General features: G+C 34.8%; 19 protein-coding genes and 2 pseudogenes. 16 read left to right on the top strand and 5 right to left on the bottom strand.

The features are described from left to right. Positions 1–9 precede the first annotated feature (9 nt). The 3 genes from BHU72_RS01965 (at position 10) to BHU72_RS01955 (ending at position 2,660) form a co-directional block, all read left to right on the top strand. Positions 10–735, top strand: a complete 726-nt coding sequence (locus tag BHU72_RS01965; protein ID WP_069700955.1) for a hypothetical protein — start codon at positions 10–12, stop codon at positions 733–735. Further along, on the top strand, positions 732–1,484 hold the full coding sequence (locus BHU72_RS01960; protein WP_069700954.1) for a hypothetical protein: 753 nt from the start codon (positions 732–734) through the stop codon (positions 1,482–1,484). The genes BHU72_RS01965 and BHU72_RS01960 overlap by 4 nt, the downstream gene beginning before the upstream one ends. A 447-nt stretch (positions 1,485–1,931) precedes the next feature. After that, the gene (locus BHU72_RS01955) at positions 1,932–2,660 is read left to right on the top strand and encodes a Fic family protein (RefSeq protein WP_069700953.1); all 729 of its coding nucleotides are present in this window, start codon (positions 1,932–1,934) and stop codon (positions 2,658–2,660) included. A 249-nt stretch (positions 2,661–2,909) separates the two neighbouring features. Here BHU72_RS01955 and BHU72_RS01950 read toward each other — a convergent pair whose 3' ends face one another. Next, a complete protein-coding gene (locus BHU72_RS01950) occupies positions 2,910–3,509 on the bottom strand; it encodes a copper amine oxidase N-terminal domain-containing protein (protein ID WP_069700952.1) in 600 nt (199 codons plus the stop codon). Between the two features lie 851 nt (positions 3,510–4,360). Here BHU72_RS01950 and BHU72_RS01945 point away from each other — a divergent pair. After that, positions 4,361–4,747 carry a hypothetical protein gene (locus BHU72_RS01945; RefSeq protein ID WP_176720376.1) on the top strand — a complete coding sequence of 129 codons (387 nt, stop codon included), beginning with the start codon at positions 4,361–4,363 and terminating at the stop codon, positions 4,745–4,747. A gap of 38 nt (positions 4,748–4,785) precedes the next feature. Beyond that, positions 4,786–5,721 carry a hypothetical protein gene (locus tag BHU72_RS01940; protein WP_069700950.1) on the top strand — a complete coding sequence of 312 codons (936 nt, stop codon included), beginning with the start codon at positions 4,786–4,788 and terminating at the stop codon, positions 5,719–5,721. A 445-nt stretch (positions 5,722–6,166) separates the two neighbouring features. Here the strand turns inward: BHU72_RS01940 and BHU72_RS01935 are convergent, their stop codons facing one another. Next, the gene (locus tag BHU72_RS01935; RefSeq protein ID WP_069700949.1) at positions 6,167–7,633 is read right to left on the bottom strand and encodes a recombinase family protein; all 1,467 of its coding nucleotides are present in this window, start codon (positions 7,631–7,633) and stop codon (positions 6,167–6,169) included. Positions 7,634–7,754: 121 nt separating this feature from the next. On the opposite strand from BHU72_RS01935, the gene BHU72_RS01930 reads away from it, so the two are divergent. Continuing rightward, positions 7,755–7,982, top strand: coding sequence for a hypothetical protein (locus BHU72_RS01930; RefSeq protein WP_069700948.1), 228 nt, complete (start codon positions 7,755–7,757; stop codon positions 7,980–7,982). Between the two features lie 126 nt (positions 7,983–8,108). Here the strand turns inward: BHU72_RS01930 and BHU72_RS01925 are convergent, their stop codons facing one another. Beyond that, positions 8,109–8,468: a helix-turn-helix domain-containing protein gene (locus BHU72_RS01925; RefSeq protein WP_069700947.1), complete on the bottom strand. Its 360-nt coding sequence runs from the start codon at positions 8,466–8,468 to the stop codon at positions 8,109–8,111. A gap of 239 nt (positions 8,469–8,707) precedes the next feature. On the opposite strand from BHU72_RS01925, the gene BHU72_RS01920 reads away from it, so the two are divergent. The 10 genes and pseudogenes from BHU72_RS01920 (at position 8,708) to BHU72_RS01880 (ending at position 18,714) form a co-directional block, all read left to right on the top strand. After that, positions 8,708–9,946 carry a recombinase family protein gene (locus tag BHU72_RS01920; RefSeq protein ID WP_069700946.1) on the top strand — a complete coding sequence of 413 codons (1,239 nt, stop codon included), beginning with the start codon at positions 8,708–8,710 and terminating at the stop codon, positions 9,944–9,946. A 143-nt stretch (positions 9,947–10,089) separates the two neighbouring features. Further along, complete coding sequence (locus BHU72_RS01915; protein ID WP_069700945.1) at positions 10,090–10,767, top strand: recombinase family protein; 678 nt, start codon at positions 10,090–10,092, stop codon at positions 10,765–10,767. Further along, positions 10,710–11,105, top strand: coding sequence for a recombinase family protein (locus tag BHU72_RS16455; protein ID WP_083248211.1), 396 nt, complete (start codon positions 10,710–10,712; stop codon positions 11,103–11,105). Before BHU72_RS01915 ends, BHU72_RS16455 begins: the two co-directional genes overlap by 58 nt. Positions 11,106–11,216: 111 nt before the next feature. Continuing rightward, on the top strand, positions 11,217–11,690 hold the full coding sequence (locus BHU72_RS01910) for a hypothetical protein (RefSeq protein ID WP_069700944.1): 474 nt from the start codon (positions 11,217–11,219) through the stop codon (positions 11,688–11,690). Positions 11,691–12,168: 478 nt separating this feature from the next. Further along, a complete protein-coding gene (locus BHU72_RS01905; protein WP_069700943.1) occupies positions 12,169–14,043 on the top strand; it encodes a DUF3696 domain-containing protein in 1,875 nt (624 codons plus the stop codon). Then, positions 14,036–15,010, top strand: a complete 975-nt coding sequence (locus BHU72_RS01900) for a hypothetical protein (RefSeq protein ID WP_069700942.1) — start codon at positions 14,036–14,038, stop codon at positions 15,008–15,010. Before BHU72_RS01905 ends, BHU72_RS01900 begins: the two co-directional genes overlap by 8 nt. Positions 15,011–15,042: 32 nt before the next feature. Continuing rightward, positions 15,043–15,630, top strand: a pseudogene (locus BHU72_RS01895) (SpoVR family protein); the annotation flags it as partial. Between the two features lie 160 nt (positions 15,631–15,790). Further along, positions 15,791–16,177, top strand: a complete 387-nt coding sequence (locus tag BHU72_RS01890) for a response regulator (protein WP_069700940.1) — start codon at positions 15,791–15,793, stop codon at positions 16,175–16,177. Positions 16,178–16,207: 30 nt separating this feature from the next. Continuing rightward, positions 16,208–17,398, top strand: coding sequence for a beta-ketoacyl synthase N-terminal-like domain-containing protein (locus tag BHU72_RS01885; protein WP_069700939.1), 1,191 nt, complete (start codon positions 16,208–16,210; stop codon positions 17,396–17,398). 137 nt (positions 17,399–17,535) lie between these two features. Then, positions 17,536–18,714 (top strand): sensor histidine kinase, encoded by a 1,179-nt coding sequence (locus BHU72_RS01880; protein WP_176720375.1) that lies wholly within the window; start codon positions 17,536–17,538, stop codon positions 18,712–18,714. Between the two features lie 137 nt (positions 18,715–18,851). On the opposite strand, the pseudogene tnpC reads toward BHU72_RS01880, so the two are convergent. Next, a pseudogene (gene tnpC, locus BHU72_RS01875) lies at positions 18,852–20,381 on the bottom strand (IS66 family transposase). A gap of 92 nt (positions 20,382–20,473) precedes the next feature. Further along, entirely contained in the window at positions 20,474–20,830 is a 357-nt protein-coding gene (tnpB, locus tag BHU72_RS01870) for an IS66 family insertion sequence element accessory protein TnpB (RefSeq protein WP_069700937.1), read from the bottom strand. Between the last annotated feature and the right edge of the window lie 172 nt (positions 20,831–21,002).

Raw genomic sequence — 21,002 nt, 5'->3', positions numbered from 1 at the left:
GATTACAAAATGCACGTCACCTGGAATGGTCCTAATAATATTATAGAAGTAGTGTTTTCTATTTTATCATGGAGCTTTATCATCTATTTGATTTACTATTATTATCAAAAACAAGAAGTGAAGCCAAAACTTTGGAAGGCTTATGTCGCCACTTTTGTAGGCATAATTACATTTGACCTAAACTATGCAAACTTACAAACAATGATAAAAATTCCGATCTTGCCATTAGGAGTTTGGATTCTCTATGGGTATGCTTCTTCGCGAAAAGGGGCATGGAATCGTTATCGTCGTTTTGCATGGCTAGGATTCTTTGCTAATTTTATCTTCATTGCAATGACAATCATAGCAGTTTTCTTAAATTCAGTAGTTTATCCTAAAGGAAATCTCTCAACGTATATTTCCCAGTATGACGAGGCAGTAATTATTCCCATCCATCCTACTGCTGAAAATGTAACATTTGATAAAGAACGCTTCGAGCAGTTCCTTCCTCTATTTGAGGAAGAACAATTAATGAGTATTGATTGGTATACACAAACCGTTATTAATGTGGAGCCAGATAAAAGAATTGAGAAATACCCCTATTCACTAAGTGGTACATCATCTAAGTGGGGTAGCGGATTATTTACGTTGATATATGTAGAAAGGGATGGGAAAGGTATTTTAATAGACTCGAAGGATAAACAACGATATTTTCGTAGTAATGAATCATTCTTGAAAGGTGGTGATAAGGAATGAAACAGAATAAAATCTGGATTCAAACAAGTATTGCGGCCTTTCTAATAATAACAGTGGGAGTTTATTATTACTATTTTTCAGGACCAACAGATTTTTTAAACGATGATCAAGCAATAGAAGCATTAAACCGATATTATTTTAATCCCAAAGCAATGGAAATTCAAGATGTTGTTTTCTTAGATGAGAAGCATGTATTAGTACCTTTCATTACTGAAAATGGATATGCAACTAGCTGCTGGACATGGAAGAATCGGAGCTGGAGAATAGAAGGAATTGACACCAGCCAACTACCATTTTTATGGAAGACGAATCCGAAAGCTCCTTCTAGCTATGCTTTAATCTGGAACATAAGTCCGGATAATGACATAGCTACGATAGATTTTTATTTAATTGGTCGTAGAGGGTATTATGTAAGTGATAGTGTGCATCGGTATACACCTAGGATCCAACTTCATACCACTGTTCTCTATGAGAAAGAAGAGAAATCGTACGCTGTAGTTCCTATTCCGAATGAATGGATCGCGTTTCTTGATTCATACGAAAAAGTAGAAAAATCAAAGCAACCAAGACGGCATTTTTATAACTTTATGCAGCCATACAGTCTCGAGTATGCATGGATTCCTTATAATGAAAGTGGAGAGGTCACTTTTCCAAAGTTTGCACAAGGAATGGCTTCCGGAGGAGCAAATATCGTGCATCTCTCTAATCTTAACGTACAAGACTTGGAGTATCCCATCGATAAAAAGTAAATAAATGGATTATAGAAAATGCACAAATAGCAGTAATACTAGCTCTTTTTTCATACTTCATCCTGAGGTAGATATTCAAAGTTAATAATAGAAAAGAAATAGCATGAGTCATAATGAGGCTCGACTTAATTTCTGCTGCTGGGTTTTCATCATAGATGGAAACTAATATGATGAAGGTAAATAGAATTAGAAAAATAATAGTGAATAAAATTAGCTTAGGTTTATTGTAAGCCATTCATTATGCAACCCCTAGATATAAGATACAAAGTCATTGTTATTTAAGTAAGTATACTTTATCGACTGCTAAGGAAATAGTGTAATTAATTCCCATGGTATTATTGTTTGTTTATAGATTGTAGATATAGGAACGAGAACAGTTTAGCTTGTTTGTAAAGTTTGACGGAAGCAAGTATAATATGGTTATTACATAGTGAACGGATGATAATTATGTTTGAGAGAATTGAACAAAAGAAAAATCTATTAGATCAAAAAAGGCCACTCCCAGTACATACGGTAAAGAGCATAAGAGAAAGCATACTACTTGAGTGGACCTATAACTCCAATGCTATCGAAGGTAATACCCTTACCCTATCAGAAACTAAGGTAGTTTTAGAAGGTATTACGGTTGGCGGCAAGACGATGAAAGAGCATTTGGAGGCTACTAACCATAAGGAAGCGATTCTGTATGTTGAAGATATTGTTCATAATAAGGAAACTTTCTCGGAGTGGCAGATTAAGAATATTCACCAGATAATTTTAAAAGGAATCGATGAACAAAATGCTGGAATATATAGAAAGGAAAACGTTCTAATCAGTGGTGCAATGCATATACCACCAGATTTTATGCTCGTTCCTGATCAGATGGGGAAATTGCTTAAGTGGTATCATGAAGAAGGGCAAAGCTTACACGTAATTCAACGTGCAGCTATATTGCATATTGTATTCGTGAAGATACACCCTTTTGTTGATGGCAATGGCAGAACTGCAAGAATGCTATTAAATTTAGAGTTAATGAAGCATGGATATCCTCCATTGATTATTAAGAAAGAAGAACGTTTGCAGTATTATAATGCACTAGATAAAGCGCATACCACTGAGGATTATAATGATTTCTACCAGCTAGTATCCGAGGCGCTAGTACGTAGTTTGGATGTGTATTTGAAATTAATAAAGTAGGGTTTGTATAAAAATGGCCATCATGGGATGGCCATTTTTATTGTAATATCATCTCTCTAGTATCAACTATTGCGCTTGGGCTTCCTTCTTCTAAGGGTATCTCGATATATAAGCGTATAGAAGAGTAAGGTCATATAAATGCAGCTTTTAATTTAGATATTTGGATAATAATTTATTAAAGCCCCCATGTAGAACAATTTCTATTTCACTGTTCGATAAGGGGGCTTTTCTGTACATTTCTTTTGGAGATTAATGCTGATCAGTTATTATTTCTAAAGTATTAGTAAATATATCTAAAGTGTACTTCCAACCAAAAGCCTGTTCGAAGAAGCTTAGTTGCACATACAATATCTCGCCTGGACCAAAAATTGACGCAACGGGAATTTCCTTTCCATTGTAAAAAGCAACATGCTCTTTAAAATTAGGAGGGATACTAAAAATATTTTTCTGATTATCTAAAATAGCATATGCTTCAGGTGATGCGGGATAAAGCACAGAATATTCTGCCCCAATATGTCGGAATAAAATTTTTGGATTAACCATCAAACCTATGCTTTTTTTAATACCTATACCTTGAGGAAAGACTTGGCCATCTATTATCAAGGTCCCTATACCATAATCCCTATAAGATTTAATGATGTATACTGAACGGGTTTGCTCATCCCACCGAACATCAAAGTCCAAGATATCACTGATAAAGCGAATGGGCATCATTGTAGTATTATCAATGATGATGGGAGGGACGTCTAACAGAACTTCGCCTGTCTTAAGGTCAAGTGCAATTAAATCACTCCTAAACTGACTAATATATATTGTTTTATCCGTAATAATTGGAGCAGTATTATCCAACCCCTTAAAGGAACTGACCACAAAATTTCATAGGTATTTCCTTTGTCACGAATGGCATAAAATCGCTTGCGGCTTCCTACGTAAACAACACCATTTCGAACAGCTGAATCGGAGTGATATATTCCTGTGTGGAAACTAACGTTAGAATTATCAGAAAAACGTACACTCCATTTTTTCATGCCAGTAGCTAGGTCAATTGCTCTAGTGTTTGCATACTTACTGTATCATTAAACGCATTATCATCAATATGATGTTGCTAGCAAACGTGGTAATATTTTAATATTGCATTGAATGGCTTTTTATAGCTGCCTATAGTATAAAAAAAGATTTTGTACAGAACGCTACAAATTAAGTATAATGTTAGCGCATACGATTGAGCATTAAAACGACTTCTATCAGCTTGTATCCGAGGCTTTAGAACAAAGTTTAGGCTCTTTAATGCATCTGATTAAATAATAATTTTTGTTATGGTCGTAATGGGTATGAATGTATAGATACTGACAGTTGTCATCAGATAACTGTCTTTTTTTATTCAATAAAGCGTTATATACATAATTATTTTAGAAAAGAAGGAAATTTAAGGAAACAAAGCGAATAAAAATATACATATGTTATACCAAAATGCCTTAAATTTGCTAGAAATGAGGTTGCAGATGAAACCTAAATCATCAAATATTCTTGTATTATCCTTAATAGTATCCATTATATTTAATATTTACGTTTATCATATATACAATCACAAAATCACTCAAAACCAGAGCATAAACCAAAATAGTTTATGGGAGATATCAGTTTATGGAGAAAGCCTCGCTAATTCGTTGCATATTTTCCTTGACCATTCTAATGGTGATTTGAACCAACACATGGAAATAGATTTATATAACTCTTGGAGAGTTGTTATTGGAGCAAGCAGAAGTATAAATGGATGTTTAAATCGAATTAGACCATATGAAATGGACCAAAACGTTCCGAAATGGATTTTATTTCAATATAGCTTATTAAGAGTAGATATGTTTTTACATAGTATGAACTTAAAGTTTCTAAGAAACGGTGATTATTCAATTACGAGTGAGGAAAGACAACAGTTAGAATCTGTAATAAAGGTATATGAAACAATACGAGATGAGTATAAAAGTGAATCGAATTCGCCAGTATCATTTATTGATTTACTTTCAGAGCAAATGATGATTATCGATGAACACTATACAAATACCATAGAAGTAATCAAAGGCTTTTAAAATCAGTATTTGCAAAAGTTATAGATAAGAGGTGCGAGATGAGAAAAAAGTACAAGATTTTATTAGGTGTTATAGTCGTAGCTTTCATAGCGTGGGCCGCCGTTACTATATATTTCTATCAGCAGCATACAGTCACAACGAAGTCTATTAAAATCAGCGGCTGGGAGCTAGAAGAAGGAAATGAACAAGTCATTCAATGGAAAGAGATTTTACTTGTAAACAAAACAGCTGCACCAGATGATTTTGATAAGATAGCGAGGAAGTTTGATTTTGCTAGTAAGCTTCCTATTAAACTCCAGAACATTGCTATGAGGCTAATGTTATTTTATGATAAACGATTAGTAGAGAGTCCTCATGGCTGGACCATTATCATTTCAGGTATAGCATTGAAAAGTGATAATAAGAGTCAAACAGACCGGTGGATGGGTATGGATTTATACCTTGTAGATGAAAATGGTGTTCCTTTGTATTTAAGTGAAGGTTCAAGAAGAAACGATGATAACTCAAATATGATTCTTTATGAAAAGAGAGATGATAAGTTTGATCCTAATATACGCCCTCAAAAGCTTATCTGGTACTGGGACAAAGAGAAGCAATATGAGCTTAATCTCACAGATGTTATGATTCAGACCCGAAAATACAGCTTCTTTGATAGAAAACCAGAAGCCACTGATAGAATATTTAGCTTCTATGCTGCGTTTAGAGATTATTTCATTAATATCAAGAAAGACCTTAATGATTTGGTTTACGATGAAGATACCCAACATTTGTTAAAATCTATTAAAGATAATAAGAATAGTAGTATCAACTATCACCGACCATTTTATATTGGTACATATAAGAACTTTACGGATGTTTTTGCATTGCGATTGACGTATTTACTGGAGCGCAATACTAGCGAAACTGAAAAAGAAATAATCATATATTTTGTTGAAGAAGAAGGTAAATGGCGATCAGTTGATGTTAAGATTTGATCTTTGGTAAAATAAAAGGTTTAAATTGCAATAAGGCTTATAAGTTGTTTTTAGATATGAACTGGTATGGTTATACACTTTTAGAGAAAAATCCTTAAGGAGTGATATTTTGAAAAACCCCGTATATACACATGCTGAAATAATAAAAGTAGCTTCAAGTCATGGCAAAGATATTAACTACTTGGTTTGCTATGATTTGTGGACTGGAATAAAGATTGCAATTTGAGGCCAGCAATTTATGTTTTAATGGAGTACAATGGGAAAATTTCTTATAGTATTTCTCCACACATAATGACTGATGAAAATAAAGATGGACAACTGATTTTGACAAAGTAATGGCAGCAATAAACAGTTTAAAAACTAAATACAATTTATAAACACAGATGTAAAATACATAATGTTGTAATATTAAAGCATGGTTGAATCTTTGACTATTACACTAATCTTAAACTTTTATAGTTATTACAATAGACCCATAATCTAGTACCTTAGTATTATCAACAAATGTATAAATAAGCGATTTAGCATCTTCAATTGTAAGAACATCCAAAGACTCCAAAACTTTGGATGTCTTTTTTTGTATTTCTTTTTTAATTTTTTCAATATCAAATTGATCTTCCTGTATCAACTTAAGTCCATTTAGCAACTCAATATCCTGCTCCATCCGATCTTTCTCCAATTTCAGATCTTCAATAGTAATCAGGTCTGCTGAATAAGCTTCGACCTTTCGTCCATAACGCTTTCTAGCTACTTCAATTCTATTTTGTATATAACTTAGGTCCTTTTCCATTTGTTGTTCAATAATCATAGGCACTAAAGTTTCATCGAGTGAATCAACTAATCTTTTTAATCCTTCCTTGAACCACTGCTCTACATCATCTGCCCGATACTGTTTACTTGTACATGTCCCTTTATTCTTATTTGCGGAGCAACGGTAAACTCGATAACGATTATTTTTTGACCCTGACCAACCGATACTCATGCCAGATCCACAATTCCCACATTTAAGAAGACCACCAAGTAAATGAGGACTAGATACAGCACGGGGAGCAATTTGATTGCCATTTACACGCTTCTGCACTTCCTCCCACTTATCCTCATCAATAATGACTGGTAGGCATTCGTCCAAAGATACCCATTCACTTTCGTCTTTTACTTTACGATTCTTTTTGCTTGAATCAACGCGATTCCATACTAAAGTTCCTTTGTAAGCTGGATTGGTAAGCATCAACTTTACTGATCGTAACGACCATTCTTTATTAAATCGGGAGGGGATACCTTCTTTATTTAGCATTTTAGCAACAGCAAAACAACCCATTCCTTTATCAAGATAGGCCTCATAAACTCTTTTAACAATTTTAGCCTCTTCTTCATGAATGACTAATTCTTTATCAAATAATCTATAACCATAAGGGCTTTGCGTGAGCCATTTGCCACCTTTAGCAGCATGGATCATATTTTCAAAAACACGCTCACGAATACGCTCGCGTTCAAACTCTGCCACGGCCCCTAACACCTGTAATGTCAGTCTTCCAGAAGGTGTATTTGTATCAAAGGACTCACTAATTGAGATGAAAGATACATCGTGCTCTTGAAATAAATCAATCATTTTAAGTAAATCCAATAATCTTCGGCTCATGCGGTCAAGCTTAGTGACCATGATTTTGGATAGCTCACCAGCTTTAACTTTCGCCAGCAATTTATTCAATTGTGGACGGTCAGTTGACTTTGCAGAATACCCGTCATCCACAAATACAAGTGGGGTAAGGTCCCAGCCCATAGCGCGACAATAAGCTTTTAAACGGACTTGTTGTTCATCAAGAGATACACCTTCACGAGCTTGCTCATCGGTGGATACACGGCAATAAATAGCTATTGATCGATCTACATTCTTTTCTATGTTATTAGCCATGTATATCCCTCCTTGCCGTTTGTCTTATATATATGCCTAAGTAAATTTAATGATGAACAAGCAAAAATAAATGGGTTGTCCCTCCCTAGTCTCTTCATAGGCTTTATCAGGGGGAGATTTTATGTCCGAAGTAAAGATTACATTTATATACCAAAGCGAATATGGTGATCAAACGTTTTCATCTATTGATGATGTTTCAAACCAAGCCGTAAAAAGAGAAATCATAGATAAAATCGAACGTTGGTCACGCAAGGTGAGAAAAGCTGCTGCTGAACAAGTATTGCAACAGCAATTAGGTCTGGAGCAAGCTAAAAAATTTAATGTTACTTTCTCAGACAAACAAAAATAAGCCTATCCATTTCGGATTAGGCTTTGTTTTTTTGTTAGCTTCTATTCATAGATAAAAACAGTGCTCACATAATGAATATTTTTATATTTCTTTGAGCAACTTATAGCTAAAGCGCTTAGATTTACCTCATTGCTTTTTAGAAAGTTCCAACCCTTTTTCAACAATAGTGATTAGATAGTCAGCAAAACCGATGTCTTTTTTCTGAAGTTCAGCTAACTCGTTGAAGCAGATTTTCAAACGATAGTCGTATTCGTCAAAGGGTTGGCCTTGGGCGTGGTTATCATGTCTTCCACCAATTAATTCAGAAACGGACAAGCTCAATTCCTGTTCTAGTCTATTGAGTAAGGTAAGAGGAATGGTATCTGTTTTCCCTCGTTCCAAATTACTTAAATACCCTGAAGAAATATCAAGCTTATTTGCTAATTGGTTTAAGCCAATACCTTTTTGCATTCGAATTAAACGCAACTTAGGGCCAAAATAATTCATTAGTTAATACCTCCAATCTTGAAAGTGGTGATTTATATAACGAAAAAGCGAGAGAAAGAATCATTGCACATTACGAAAAGGACAGTTGTATATTATGAGACCTCTAATGAAAAATGGTTTGAAATACGGGTTAGTATTGCGAAAAAAGAGCTAATTAACTATGTCGAGCAAAAGTCGGACAAAAAGGGCTAATCCCATTTTTTCTGCATAGGATTTAATAAAAAGCAAGGGGTGACCCTATGGAAACTATTGCATACTATAGACGTTCTACTACAATGCAACAGCATTCTATTCAAATGCAGCGGTATAAAGCGTTTGAAAAAGCAGCAGCTAATCATCTTATCATCGATAAAGAACTAATTGACGATGCCATATCGGCGAGAAAAACGAACATCGACGAAAGAGAACAATTAAAGGTACTACTAAGTTATATAAGAGAAGGTAAAGTGAAAAATGTACTCGTCTATAAAAGAGATCGATTAGCAAGGAATGTCATTCAACACATCAAACTCTACCGTATTTTCAAAAAATATAATGTTAACGTCTTCTTTACTGCTGATGATGAACAGGAGATGAAATATTCAGCAAATGGAGAGTTTTATGAGATATTCGTTGGCTATATGGTTCAATTGGAAGGTAAACAGATTCATGAGCGCATCAGGGCCAAAAATGTAGCTGCCTTTCGTTCAGGAAACTATAAAGGTCCCCTTCCATTTGGCTACGATACTTTTGATAATTCCATAGAAAGAAACGAGCAAAAGCTTTCTTTAGTAAAGGAACTTTATGAAATGCTCTATAACGGCCATACCTTAAATGAATTGGCTGACTTTGCTAAATCACATAGCACTGAACGAAAATGGACCCCAACATACATTCGAGAACTATTACAGAACTCCACATATAAAGGAATTAGAATCTTTAAGGTTCCTAACGCTGAACCAATGATTCAAGAATATAAAATGTTAAAAATTATAGATGAAGAGAAATGGCAGGTTGTCTATGACATTCTTGAATCTACAAAAAAACATAAAAAAGCAAAGGAACCACTAAACCTTAATTACTTCCTAATCGGAATCGTAATATGCAAGCGTTGTTATAATCCATTAAAAGGTAGAAAATCTAAACCCATATATCATTGCACGAAAAGCAAAACACATCTAAAGAAAGATGATCTTGAAAGCTTAGTTTTACAAGATACTACCGAATATATTTCCACTATCTTTACGTCAGACTACAATGAACTTATTTCTAGATATTGCAAACGTCACGTTGTATCTATTGAGAAGAAAATAAGTGATAATATCAAAGAAATTGAGAAACTAAAGGATATGCTCTTTCATGCAATTGAGTCGACATTGAATGTAGGCGAAATAGATAATACTGAAATACGTAATATCTATACTGAATATAGAACGAAGCGCAATGAGATAGAACATTTCACTAAAGAAATATACGAATTAGAAAAACAAATCATTTAGAACAGTTGAGCTTGCAATAGATTCTATAGAACTGGGATCACCAGAGATTTTACAAGACATAATCAATCATATTTACGTTGAAGGAACTTCTGTTGACATTGAGTTTAAACATCCTCTTAATAATATGACTGGAGGAGGTAATATTGAATCTTAATGACGTATTTCAATTAGGCAAAAGATGTGCTTTCTACGGGCGAGTTTCTACAAACAAGCAAGACTTAGATTTACAGATTGATGCAATGAATACATTTGCGAAGCAATATGAAATAGAAATAGTAAAATGGTACACAGACCAAGGTGTATCAGCAACTAAGAAAGCAAAATCCCAACGCAAGCAGCTAAATGAATTGATCAATGATCTGACTGATGACATATTCGATTATGTAGCAGTGTACAAAATTGATCGCATTAGTAGAGACCCTCTTGAAACTAGTGAGATACGCTCAGTTTTTGCAGCTGCTAATAAACCTATTGTTATACTTTCAGACTCACCACCCAGTGTTGATGATGAACCAGAAGATATCTTTGGTTTTCTAAAAAGTGCAATTGCAAAATACGAGGTCGATCAAAACAGAGATAGAACTCGAAGTAAAGCGGAAGCTAGTGCTAAAGAAGGTAAACCATTAGGTGGTAGAATCCCTTATGGATATCAATATAATCCTACGGAAAAATCCTTTGAGCAGATACCCTCCGAAGCTAATACCGTAAAAAAGATTTTCGAATTATATGCAGAAGGCCAAAGTTGCAATAAGTTGCCAAATATATTTATGAGCTTACTAATGATAAAAAATGGATTAGGCAAAAGGTTGAGTACATTCTGAAAAATCCCAAATATATCGGTTTACAGAGATGGGGTTTAAGGGCAAATCATGACGATAATATTGACAAAGATCCAATACTAGCCAAACTAGAAAATATAGAGCCAATAATATCTCAAGCAACCTGGGACCGATGCTACTTCTTAATGCATAAGAAAAGCCAGAAAGAAATAGATCCGAAATTTTATGAAACACCTTATCTTGTTAGAGATTTGATATATTGTGGGCATTGCAATAATAAACTGAAAGTCGTGAATCAAGAAACAAATAGTGGTAGATCTGGGAGTAGGCTATATTTGTGTACGAACCGTTCTTGTAAAAAAGTCAGATTAGTGTCCTAACGCCTTGATTTAAATATCCAAAATCGTCTGCGATTAGAGTTAATCATTAATACAGACAATGAGAAAATTATTAATAAAATTAAAGAAAGCTTAGAAAATGACATCAAGCAAATGCGACAAGAAAAAGCCGCTATTTCTGATGATATCGATAGTTACAACAATAAGATAACAGTAGTCGAATTTAAATTAAGCCGTCTGTCTAGAAGAGTATACAATCAAGATAATAGTGATATTCTCGAAAGCTTCACACTATATCGAAACCACTTGGTTCAGCAAAAGATAAACATACAAAATCGAATTAACGATATTTTAGATAATATAGAGAAAATCAAGGAAGTATTTACCCATAAAGAGCATTGGATTCCTATATTAAGCAGTTTAGGTAAGCATCGCAGCGATGTTACCGACCGAGAGTGGAGAATGCTTGTCACGGATATAGTAGATTCGATTGTTGTCAAGGCTCTAAGAAAAGATAAGTACGAAATTGAAATAAATTTAAAATATGAACTAGCATCTTCAAAGTTTACCTATAACCAAATGCTAGAGTTAAAAAGAGATCAAATTAACTTCTCTGATATTACATAAAACTGGCTTGTCCTTCGGGCAAGCTCTTTTTATGAGCAATTTCGGTAATTAGGCAAGAATGAAAGTGGGACAAGTTTGGGGATGTTCGGGGATTAAGCATGTTTGGCATCCCGAACGCTGCCAATTACCGAGTTGATATAGCAACATTTTGATAGCTTGTCCTACCCTGTATAGGTTGTCCTCGCTTGTCCATGTTCATCATTATAGACAGATGGACAAGGTTATAAACACTGATTCGGTTATTAGGAAAGAAATAACAGTAAAGATAGAAGATGTCTATCGGTGTTTGGAAAGAAATGATAAAAAATATTTCGATTCGACAATATGCGACAAATTGCAACAAAGGTGAAACATGTTTAATGTAGAAGATAATACAAAACTTTTGTGAAATGATAGTATAGTGTAGTAATCAAATAAGACATGCTGTAAAATCTAAAAAATTTATGAATGAAAAATATGAAAGTGAGGGTATACGACTATGATTAAAAACTGGACCTTAAGGAATTTTAAATCCATCTATAAAGAAACTACTTTAGAATTTGCACCCCTTACGATTTTTGCAGGTGCTAATAGTTCTGGTAAAAGCACTATTATTCAAAGCATATTATTAACTACACAAACTCTTCAAAATCCAGTAAATTCTAAGGCAGTGATATTAAATGGTCACATTATACGACTAGGGGCATTTGATGATGTGATATCAAACAATGCAGTTGAGGATGAAATACTTATTGGCTTTAATCTATCACCTTTAAATAAAGAAAGTAAAATGATTCCATCTCACAGGAATTACTATATAGAATTTAGTCATAATAGCGAAGACATTAAAGAGATAGATTGTCGTTATATATTCTCTGCAAAAGGGGCTTACGATGAAAAAGATATTCACCAGCTCCAACCAAGATTGGAGAGTTCGCAGCTAAGGGTTAGGTCAGTTTTTGCTGATCATGATTCAGAAATACACTTAAAACGTAGCGAGAAAGGAATAGAGAATAGATTAAAGAATTACAAAATTAGAGATTCATTAAATGCACACTTTAATGACTATGAAGTAGTTAAGGTCAATAACTTAGGGAAAAATCTTTATGGGAGACGTTTTTTAAGCAACAGCAAATTAGTTGGGGCATCGTTAATGCATTTTTTACCTGGCAGAATCACATATATATATGATGTTATCGAAGAAAAAGTTGAGCGAATAATACAATATCTAATTTCCGATTATGAATATTTAGATTCTGAGAATATAAAAACTTTTAACGAGATTCTAAGCTCTAATGACTCACTAAAAGAAGTATTCCTAAAAGAGCTTAACATATTTGATAAAATTATTGATAGTGACACTATAAAAAATAGGTTTAACAAATCAAAAAATAAATTAGAAAATAACTTTAATATTGAAAACTTTAAAAAATGTTTAAGGTCATTACCCCAAAAGTATGAACGTAGATTACTTGAACAACATTTAGCTAAAATATCAACTGATTTAAAAAAGATTATGCTAGGTAATAGATCAGAATATTCTTTAACATCTGTTCCATTGCCAGATATATCAAATGCAGCTGTTGACTACATAAAAATGTATTTTGGAAGAAAAGTGAAATATTTAGGACCACTAAGAGATGATCCGAAACCAGTATATCCTTTTTCTGGAGGTACTGATTCAATGGATATTGGATTTAGAGGAGAAAACACTGCTGCTGTACTAGAGATTCATAGAAACATGTTGATAAAGTATATACCAAGTAGTTGTTTTAATAATATTATAGAGACATATGAAGAACAAGTTCCTTTGTCAGAAGCAGTATTAGATTGGCTAAAATACATGGGAGTTGCAAGCGGTGTAAAAACTGCCGATAAAGGAAAATTAGGACATGAATTAAAGGTTTCAGCTCCTGGAGCAGAGACATTACATGATTTAACCCACGTAGGTGTAGGCGTGAGTCAGGTATTACCAATATTAGTACAGTCTTTATTGGCAGATACTGGTTCAACGCTCGTGTTTGAACAACCTGAACTACATCTTCATCCACGAGTTCAAAATAGACTAGCTGATTTTTTTGTATCAATGATAAAACTAAAAAAACAATGTATCATAGAAACGCATAGCGAATATTTCATAAATAGGTTAAGATTTCATTCTGCAATTTCAGAAAAAGATAATTTATCTAAAGAGATAATTATATACTTTGTGGAGAAAGAGGGAGGACAATCTCTATATAGACCAGTTAAAATAAACAAGTATGGAGTAATTGAGAAATGGCCAAAAGGTTTCTTTGATGAAAATGAAGATAATGCTGCAGCGATATTAAGAGCAGGCATGATAAAGCGTAAAAGGGAGAGTCAGTATGATTAATATTTATATTGACCCGTTTAACTTTGCATGCCCTCAACAGGATGGAAATATGCAACAATTTGAGGATTACGTAAATAACCTACTTTTATGGAATGATTTTAAAAATACGGATTGGGCTAATATATTAATCACTGAAAGAACAATGGAAATACTATTTGATACAGGTGATTATCCATTGTGGGATAATATTAAATCATCAATTTTATCGTATGGATTGGTTGAAATACAAGCGAAAGATATAATCGATGTAGTAGAAGGGTTATTAAAAACTACAACAGTTGAGCATTATTTAAAAAATGAGGATATAATTTATCAGGACTGTACTTGTAATCCACTCGAATTAATTCAAAGCCTGCCTGAAGAGTACAGGATATCTAGCCTTAATCTAATGGTACAGATGGCTTTAGTAGACTATTATATAAATAGTAGCGAGACCGAACAAATATACATTAACAGAATTTTGAATTTTGAGTTTAAAGAATTAAATATATCAGCGAAGATTTTAAAATGTAATCAAAATAACTTTAGTAAAAAAATACCACACTTTCCATATGATATAGACTATAATTTTAAATGTAGTAAAAATATGCTTGGATTATATAAATCAATCGACCCCATTAAGATGTGGAAAACGTCTAAAAGTGATGAACAATATAAAATGGCGTTGTTAATATATATATACCAACGGAATATAGAGTCTGGACTAAATAATTCAATTGAAGCAATTTCTAAATGGGATTTTGGTAAAAAATTTATCTTATCAGTGAAAATTTTTCAAGAAAATATGGTAGATACACATGCGTTAAGAACTGGCAAAGGGCCCGAAGATCCTCAGAAGAAGAGGGGTGAAGACAAGGCTTGGAGACGAGATATTGACTATACCTTTCATTTGCATTATTGGTTAGGTATGAATAGTGTAGAATTTGCAAAGATTGTAATTCATGATGATATGAGCATACCTATATAATATTGATTAAAAGAATATAAGCACCTTAGAATAACGAAGGCTGGGCTTCCTATTGGCATATGCGAATACTGCGTGAGCTGCCACTTACAGGTCAGGAATCAATTGATTATGCGAAGTTAAATGCACAGGTGATTCAACCATCCAAGACTAGTATCAATCCCTACTATTTAGGCCTTAAGATGTTCGAAGATATTGAAGGTAAACATGGTAGAGATGCTATGTTTGAGATTCGTGAAGTTGACTCTGACCAGTCTTTCTTACGCAATTATTTAACGAAAGACCTAGTGGAAAAGCTAGACTTATATTTGTTCGGAAAAGTCGGTCTTCAGTGGAAGGTTGTAGACAAAGGATGGGAGAACATTCGTGATACTCTAGCAAATTCGAAAACCAATGGTGGGTTCCCAGTTCTGCTTGTAAAAGACGGGGACTATATGTCTAACGGTGAACTATTCATAGAGCACCAGTACGAAGGTATTGAACTTGATATTAAGTATCTAGAGAAGACGATCCCTCATTTACATTACTTATGGGGAAGAAACGTCCACTTAAAGACAGTAGTCGAGACTCGCAATGTCGTATTCACATACGATGGTAAACGGACCCATAGGAGATTTATTTAAAAGTTCTTTTGAAATGGCCTTCGTTCAGAAGGTCATTATTTTTTGTTGGATATGTCGTAGTTTAATTTAAATAGAATTTAAAGGATTTTACAAGAAATTGTCGAAAAAGTTAAAAGATTGTAATATAAAAAGCGAACCCCTTTATAGGAGGAATAAACAGGTGTTACTAATACCAGTAGAAGACAATGAACAGATTAACATGATTTACACAACAATTTTTGAAGATATAGTTGAGATTGATTGCTTTTCAAATCCTAATGAATTTTACAAAGATTTAAAGGAGAGAAAGGCAGACATCTATATTGTTGACTTGTTTTTTGGAAGTCAATTATTAGGGTATGATATTTGCAAAGCAATACGTGAAGTAAATACAGAGGCGAAAATTATAATCAGTTCTTCCTATATAAGTGAAGATAATATTGATACTCTAAAAGTATATGGTATTTATGCATTTATTTCGAAGCCATTTGACATTCATAATTTGCAGGACGTAGTGAAAGAAATTATTGAGCATTCAGCCTCGGATACAAAATGCAACTCTAATTGAAAATAATCATTCGCTATAGAGCAAAGGGGAGTGAAGTTTATAAATATTCTAATCACTGGTTATGGCGTTTGTTCATTTAACGGAGAGAACAACGATATATTCATAAAAAACATGGACTCTAGTATTAAGAGTTTTGAAGAAGTAGATTTCGGTGATAAAAAAGGTAGAAAAACATATGCTGGTAGATTGGACAATGCTAAATTAGATTCTGAATTTACCACGGGCATTTACAGAAAGTATCCTAGGACTAGCATCTTAGCTTTGAATGCTTTCAAACAAGCATTAACTACGTGCGATTTGAAACGAGAAGATTTCGGCAATGCAGTTGTTCTAATCGGATCAACTTTAACGACCATGACTGACATTATAGATATAACATACAGCGATAATCCCTCGATGTTTGATTGTGCTAGAGCCAATAACAATAGTATTGCTCTATCCGTGTCATCATATGTCGGTACTACTAATATTACATCTACCCTTACTAACTCTTGTTCCACAGGAGTAGATGCTATCTTTTATGCAAAATTATTGATGGAAGCTGGATTTGCTGATATAGCAATTGTTGGTGGAACAGATGCAAACATTTGCGACCGAACAATCCCACTGAATGCAAAAATGAAATTCGTTGGAATTGGCAAGACATCTGATGATGTAGGAAGCCCATTTGATTTTTCGAGTAACGGATTTACCCCTTCTGAAGGTAGCTCTTTACTCATACTGGAGACAGAAGAACGCTTTATGAAAAGAAATGGCAATTTATGTTACGGAGCTATAGAGAACGTTTATATTAATAATGATGCAGTGAATATCTTTCAAAGTGATCCCAAGGGGACTCAATTAAAAAGTATCCTAGTTAAGAGTATTGGGAACAGATTACCATCATACATAAATAGTCAGGCCTTAGGTCTCTGTGAAAATGATACAATAGAGTTACAGAATTACTATGAGCTAACAAACAAAGAGATTCCTATCACGTCTATCAAAGGGGTGTACGGGCATTCATATGCGGCAAGCGCCGGTTGTCAAATTATAGCCTCGCTAGTTGGAATGAAGGAAGGATTTATTCCTAAAACATATCGCAAGGGCAATTACACATATCATGATGGTATCTTATTTGAGAAAAAACACACCAATGTAGATGATTTCATCATTACATCACATGGATACGGCGGCACCAATGGCGTTGTGAGGGTAGGGAAATACAAATGTCTATATTAACTATACTAATTTCACTCTATACAATTGTTCTAATAGCTTTTTTGAGAAAGATATACGGTAACAATAAAACTACAAATTCGGTATATGCGCTACTCGTAGCAATATCTTTATGGCAGTTCAGCCTTGCCATATTATTTATGATACAACTTAGTCCAGACACAGCTCTATGGTTATTTCGTGTGTTTAGAGTTGGCCAATTGCTCCTTTTACCAGCTTTAGCCGCCATTTTATACACGATTATTCAAAATAGATTCACTACGTTTATATTACTCATATCCATGGCTTGTTCATTGATGGTAATTGTAATAAATTTTACTAGTCTAGGGATTCTTCAACTCAATATTGTTGATGACTATTACTTCCCACAATACGGAACATTAGCGACTGTTTACAAGGTTTACGTTTTATTCACTCTATTATTTCCTCTACTAGTCCTTAGATATGTCAATTTATTACACAACATCAATTTGCGAACATTTGTCAAAGTTACAATGATAGCGATGTTGACAGGTAGCACTATCACGAGCTTAAATGTAGTGGGAACTCACGGACTAATACCTGGAGTTATTGGGAATTATATTATGATTATTTCCTTAATCTCGACCCTTTTATATACTTACAACATAACACTGAATAAGCACAAACGATTGATTGAAAAAATCATCATGGATAAATCACTGAATGTTTTTTCATCCGACTTAATACATGAGATAAGAAACAACGCAACAGTAGTGAAAGGTTTTAATGATATCATCATGCTAGAAAATAATGACGCAAGGACGCAAAAATTTACAAATCAGATAAATACTGCTATAGGAAATATCAATCTTCTTATCACGCAATATGGCGAATTTATAAAGCATGGCACCCTGAAACTTGAATCATGTGATATGACGAACATCATACAAAAGGTTTATACTCAGTTTTATTACAGCGATGATATTAAGATAAATATAAACGGCAATGCAAGCGTAATCGCAAATGTAACTTTTCTAAAGCAAGTGTTGTTTAATATCATAAAAAACGCATCAGAAGAGTCTCGAAAACTGAATATACCATGCGTTATCAACTTTGATATTGATACAGATGACAACAACGCTGACATCAAGATAATAGATAGCAATGGAACCCTTGATTACAACTTTGAGACAGATATCTTTAAGATATTTGAGTCAAAAAAACAAGACGGATTTGGAATAGGGCTATTAGCGTGTAGCAAGCTGATGTTATATCAAGATGGGAAGTTCAATATTATAAACAAAAGCGATGATTCGGAAGAGAAGATTATACAATTAACTTTGAAAAGAGCGATTTAAACTGTATGACAAAGCAGTCCACAAAGTGCAAACCACTTTGTGGACTTTCTTTTTATGAGGTAAGATAAGTGATAAAAGCAATTTTTTTGTAACCGCTCAATAACAGGGTGCCAAAAAAGAACTAATACCATGTGGCACTAGTTCTTGCATTCAGCTAGTATACGCGGAGACCAAGGCATTAAATCTTCTAAATCTTCTGGCCTATTCCGGTAATCAGTATCCGGCATGTATAAGAGAAGATAGTTCAGGTAGCTGTATATGTTCAGTCCATTTGCTTTTGCTGTCTCGATGATGCTGTATATTGCCGCACTTGCAGTTGCTCCTTTAGGAGTAGCTGCAAATAGCCAATTCGTTCTCCCTACTGCAAAGGGACGAGCAGCGTTATTGGATATGGCACATCTACCGTCAAGTAGATAATTTTCCATAAATGGTTTCTGGTTCATTGCATATGTTACTGCTTTGCCGAGAGTAGAATTCTTTAGTGCATGAACAGAATGTAGCCAACTCCAAAAGGCATCTAGAATTGGTTTTGCTTTTTCCAGATGCTTTATGTATCTTTTTTCGGGTGTAAACTGAGACAGCTCTTCCTCTATTTTGAAAAGCTGGTTACAGTAGTCCCGACCGATTTCTGCATTTGTGAGTGGAGCATCTTTTGCCTGGTTGTCGGGGATTGCCTCGACAAATTTGCGACGTAGGTGAGCCCAGCAACCACAGCGGATGACATCTTTAAGTTTGTTATACCCAGAGTATCCGTCACAGTGTAGGAATCCTTTAAATCCCTTCAGATATTCGGAAGCGTTTTCACCACTACGGGTGGTTTTGTAATCGAACAAGATGATTGGTTGTTTCCCATCATTTCCTGAACGATACAGCCACATGTAAGAGGTGGACTGCGGCTTTCTGCCTTCTTCCTTTAATACCTAGACCGGAGTCTCATCACAATGAAGGACATCCCGCTTTAGGAGCTGTTGCCGTAGGTAATCGATGACAGGATACAGATAATCCTGCGAACAGCGAATCATCCAGTTCGCCATTGTTGCTCTGGATAGGGCAAAACCCAGTTGCTCCCAGTCCTTTTCTTGACGATAGAGTGGTACGGCATTCACATACTTCTGGTACATGACATGAGCGACTGTACTAGGAGATGCTAAAGAATGATTCATTAAGGAAGACGGTGTTAACGCCTTTTCTATATACGGTGTATCCGTATGTTTACACTTTGAACATTCATAGGACATGCGGACATAACGGATGATTTGTAATTTGGCAGGTATGTATTCGAGTTCCTCACGCACAAACTCTTTACCAATCGGATTAAGGGTGGTGGCACAGTTCCCGCAGTACTGATCATCTTTGTAAATATCGCATAGGATTTCTTTTACAGGAAGATCCTTTAGTAGTATCTCGCGTTTGGTTTTTGGATCACGTCTCGTATAGCCGTGTACGTTTTTTACGATGGGTTCAGGAATATGAGGATTTGCTTCTAGTTCCGCCTCATTAAACAGGTTGAGTTGGGCACTGATCTCTTCACGATGTGTCTTTTCGCTGGAGCTACCGAACTTACCTTTACGGAGGTTAATGACCATCTCGGTAAGGTTCTGGAGTTGTTGTTCTAAGTTCTTTATGGTGTTTTCTAGTTGTTGAATATAGGTATCCTTAGCATCCATGAACGGCTTGTCTCCCATCATTTTCATGGTTAAATTATACCATGAAAACAGGCAAAAAACCAGTATTGGCGCGGTTTGTAGCAACTTTTTATTCAACAAATTGCGCCTGGTTTTACTGGTTTAATCGCCTTTGGTTGTTCAATTGCTAAGCCATCTAATAACCATTTCAATTCCTGCCAGGTAAGAGATTTGATTTGCTCTGTCGATCGGGGCCATTGGAAGCTTCCGTTTTCAAGACGTTTATACAAGAGGATGAATCCATCGCCTTCCCAAAGCAGTGCTTTGAGGCGATCACGTCTTCTGCCACAGAACAGATAGAGTCTAGGGGTAAAAGGATCCATTCCGAAGGTTTCTTGAACAAGGGTAGCAAGCCCGTCTATCGATTTGCGCATATCTGTATAGCCACAGGCAAAGTAGATTTCCTTTGCTACTGTGATGTCGCCTAGCATATAGATTTTAAAGCTAGCAAAACAGTTTCAAGTGTTTCTTTAGAAGTACCTTCTTTTACTTCTACTGTTGCAATCGGAAAATGAATGGTGATGAAGCCTAGTGTTTGCGTGGGTCTTGTGTCGAATGATAGTTTTGCAAACTCCACTGGTTTTTGATCCACATGTGTAATCG

The sequence above is a fragment of the Desulfuribacillus stibiiarsenatis genome, from assembly GCF_001742305.1.
Taxonomy (GTDB): Bacteria; Bacillota; Bacilli; order Desulfuribacillales; family Desulfuribacillaceae; genus Desulfuribacillus_A; species Desulfuribacillus_A stibiiarsenatis.
The sequence above is the reverse complement of the archived record's forward strand: the minus strand, read 5'-3'. Positions and strand labels throughout refer to the sequence as shown.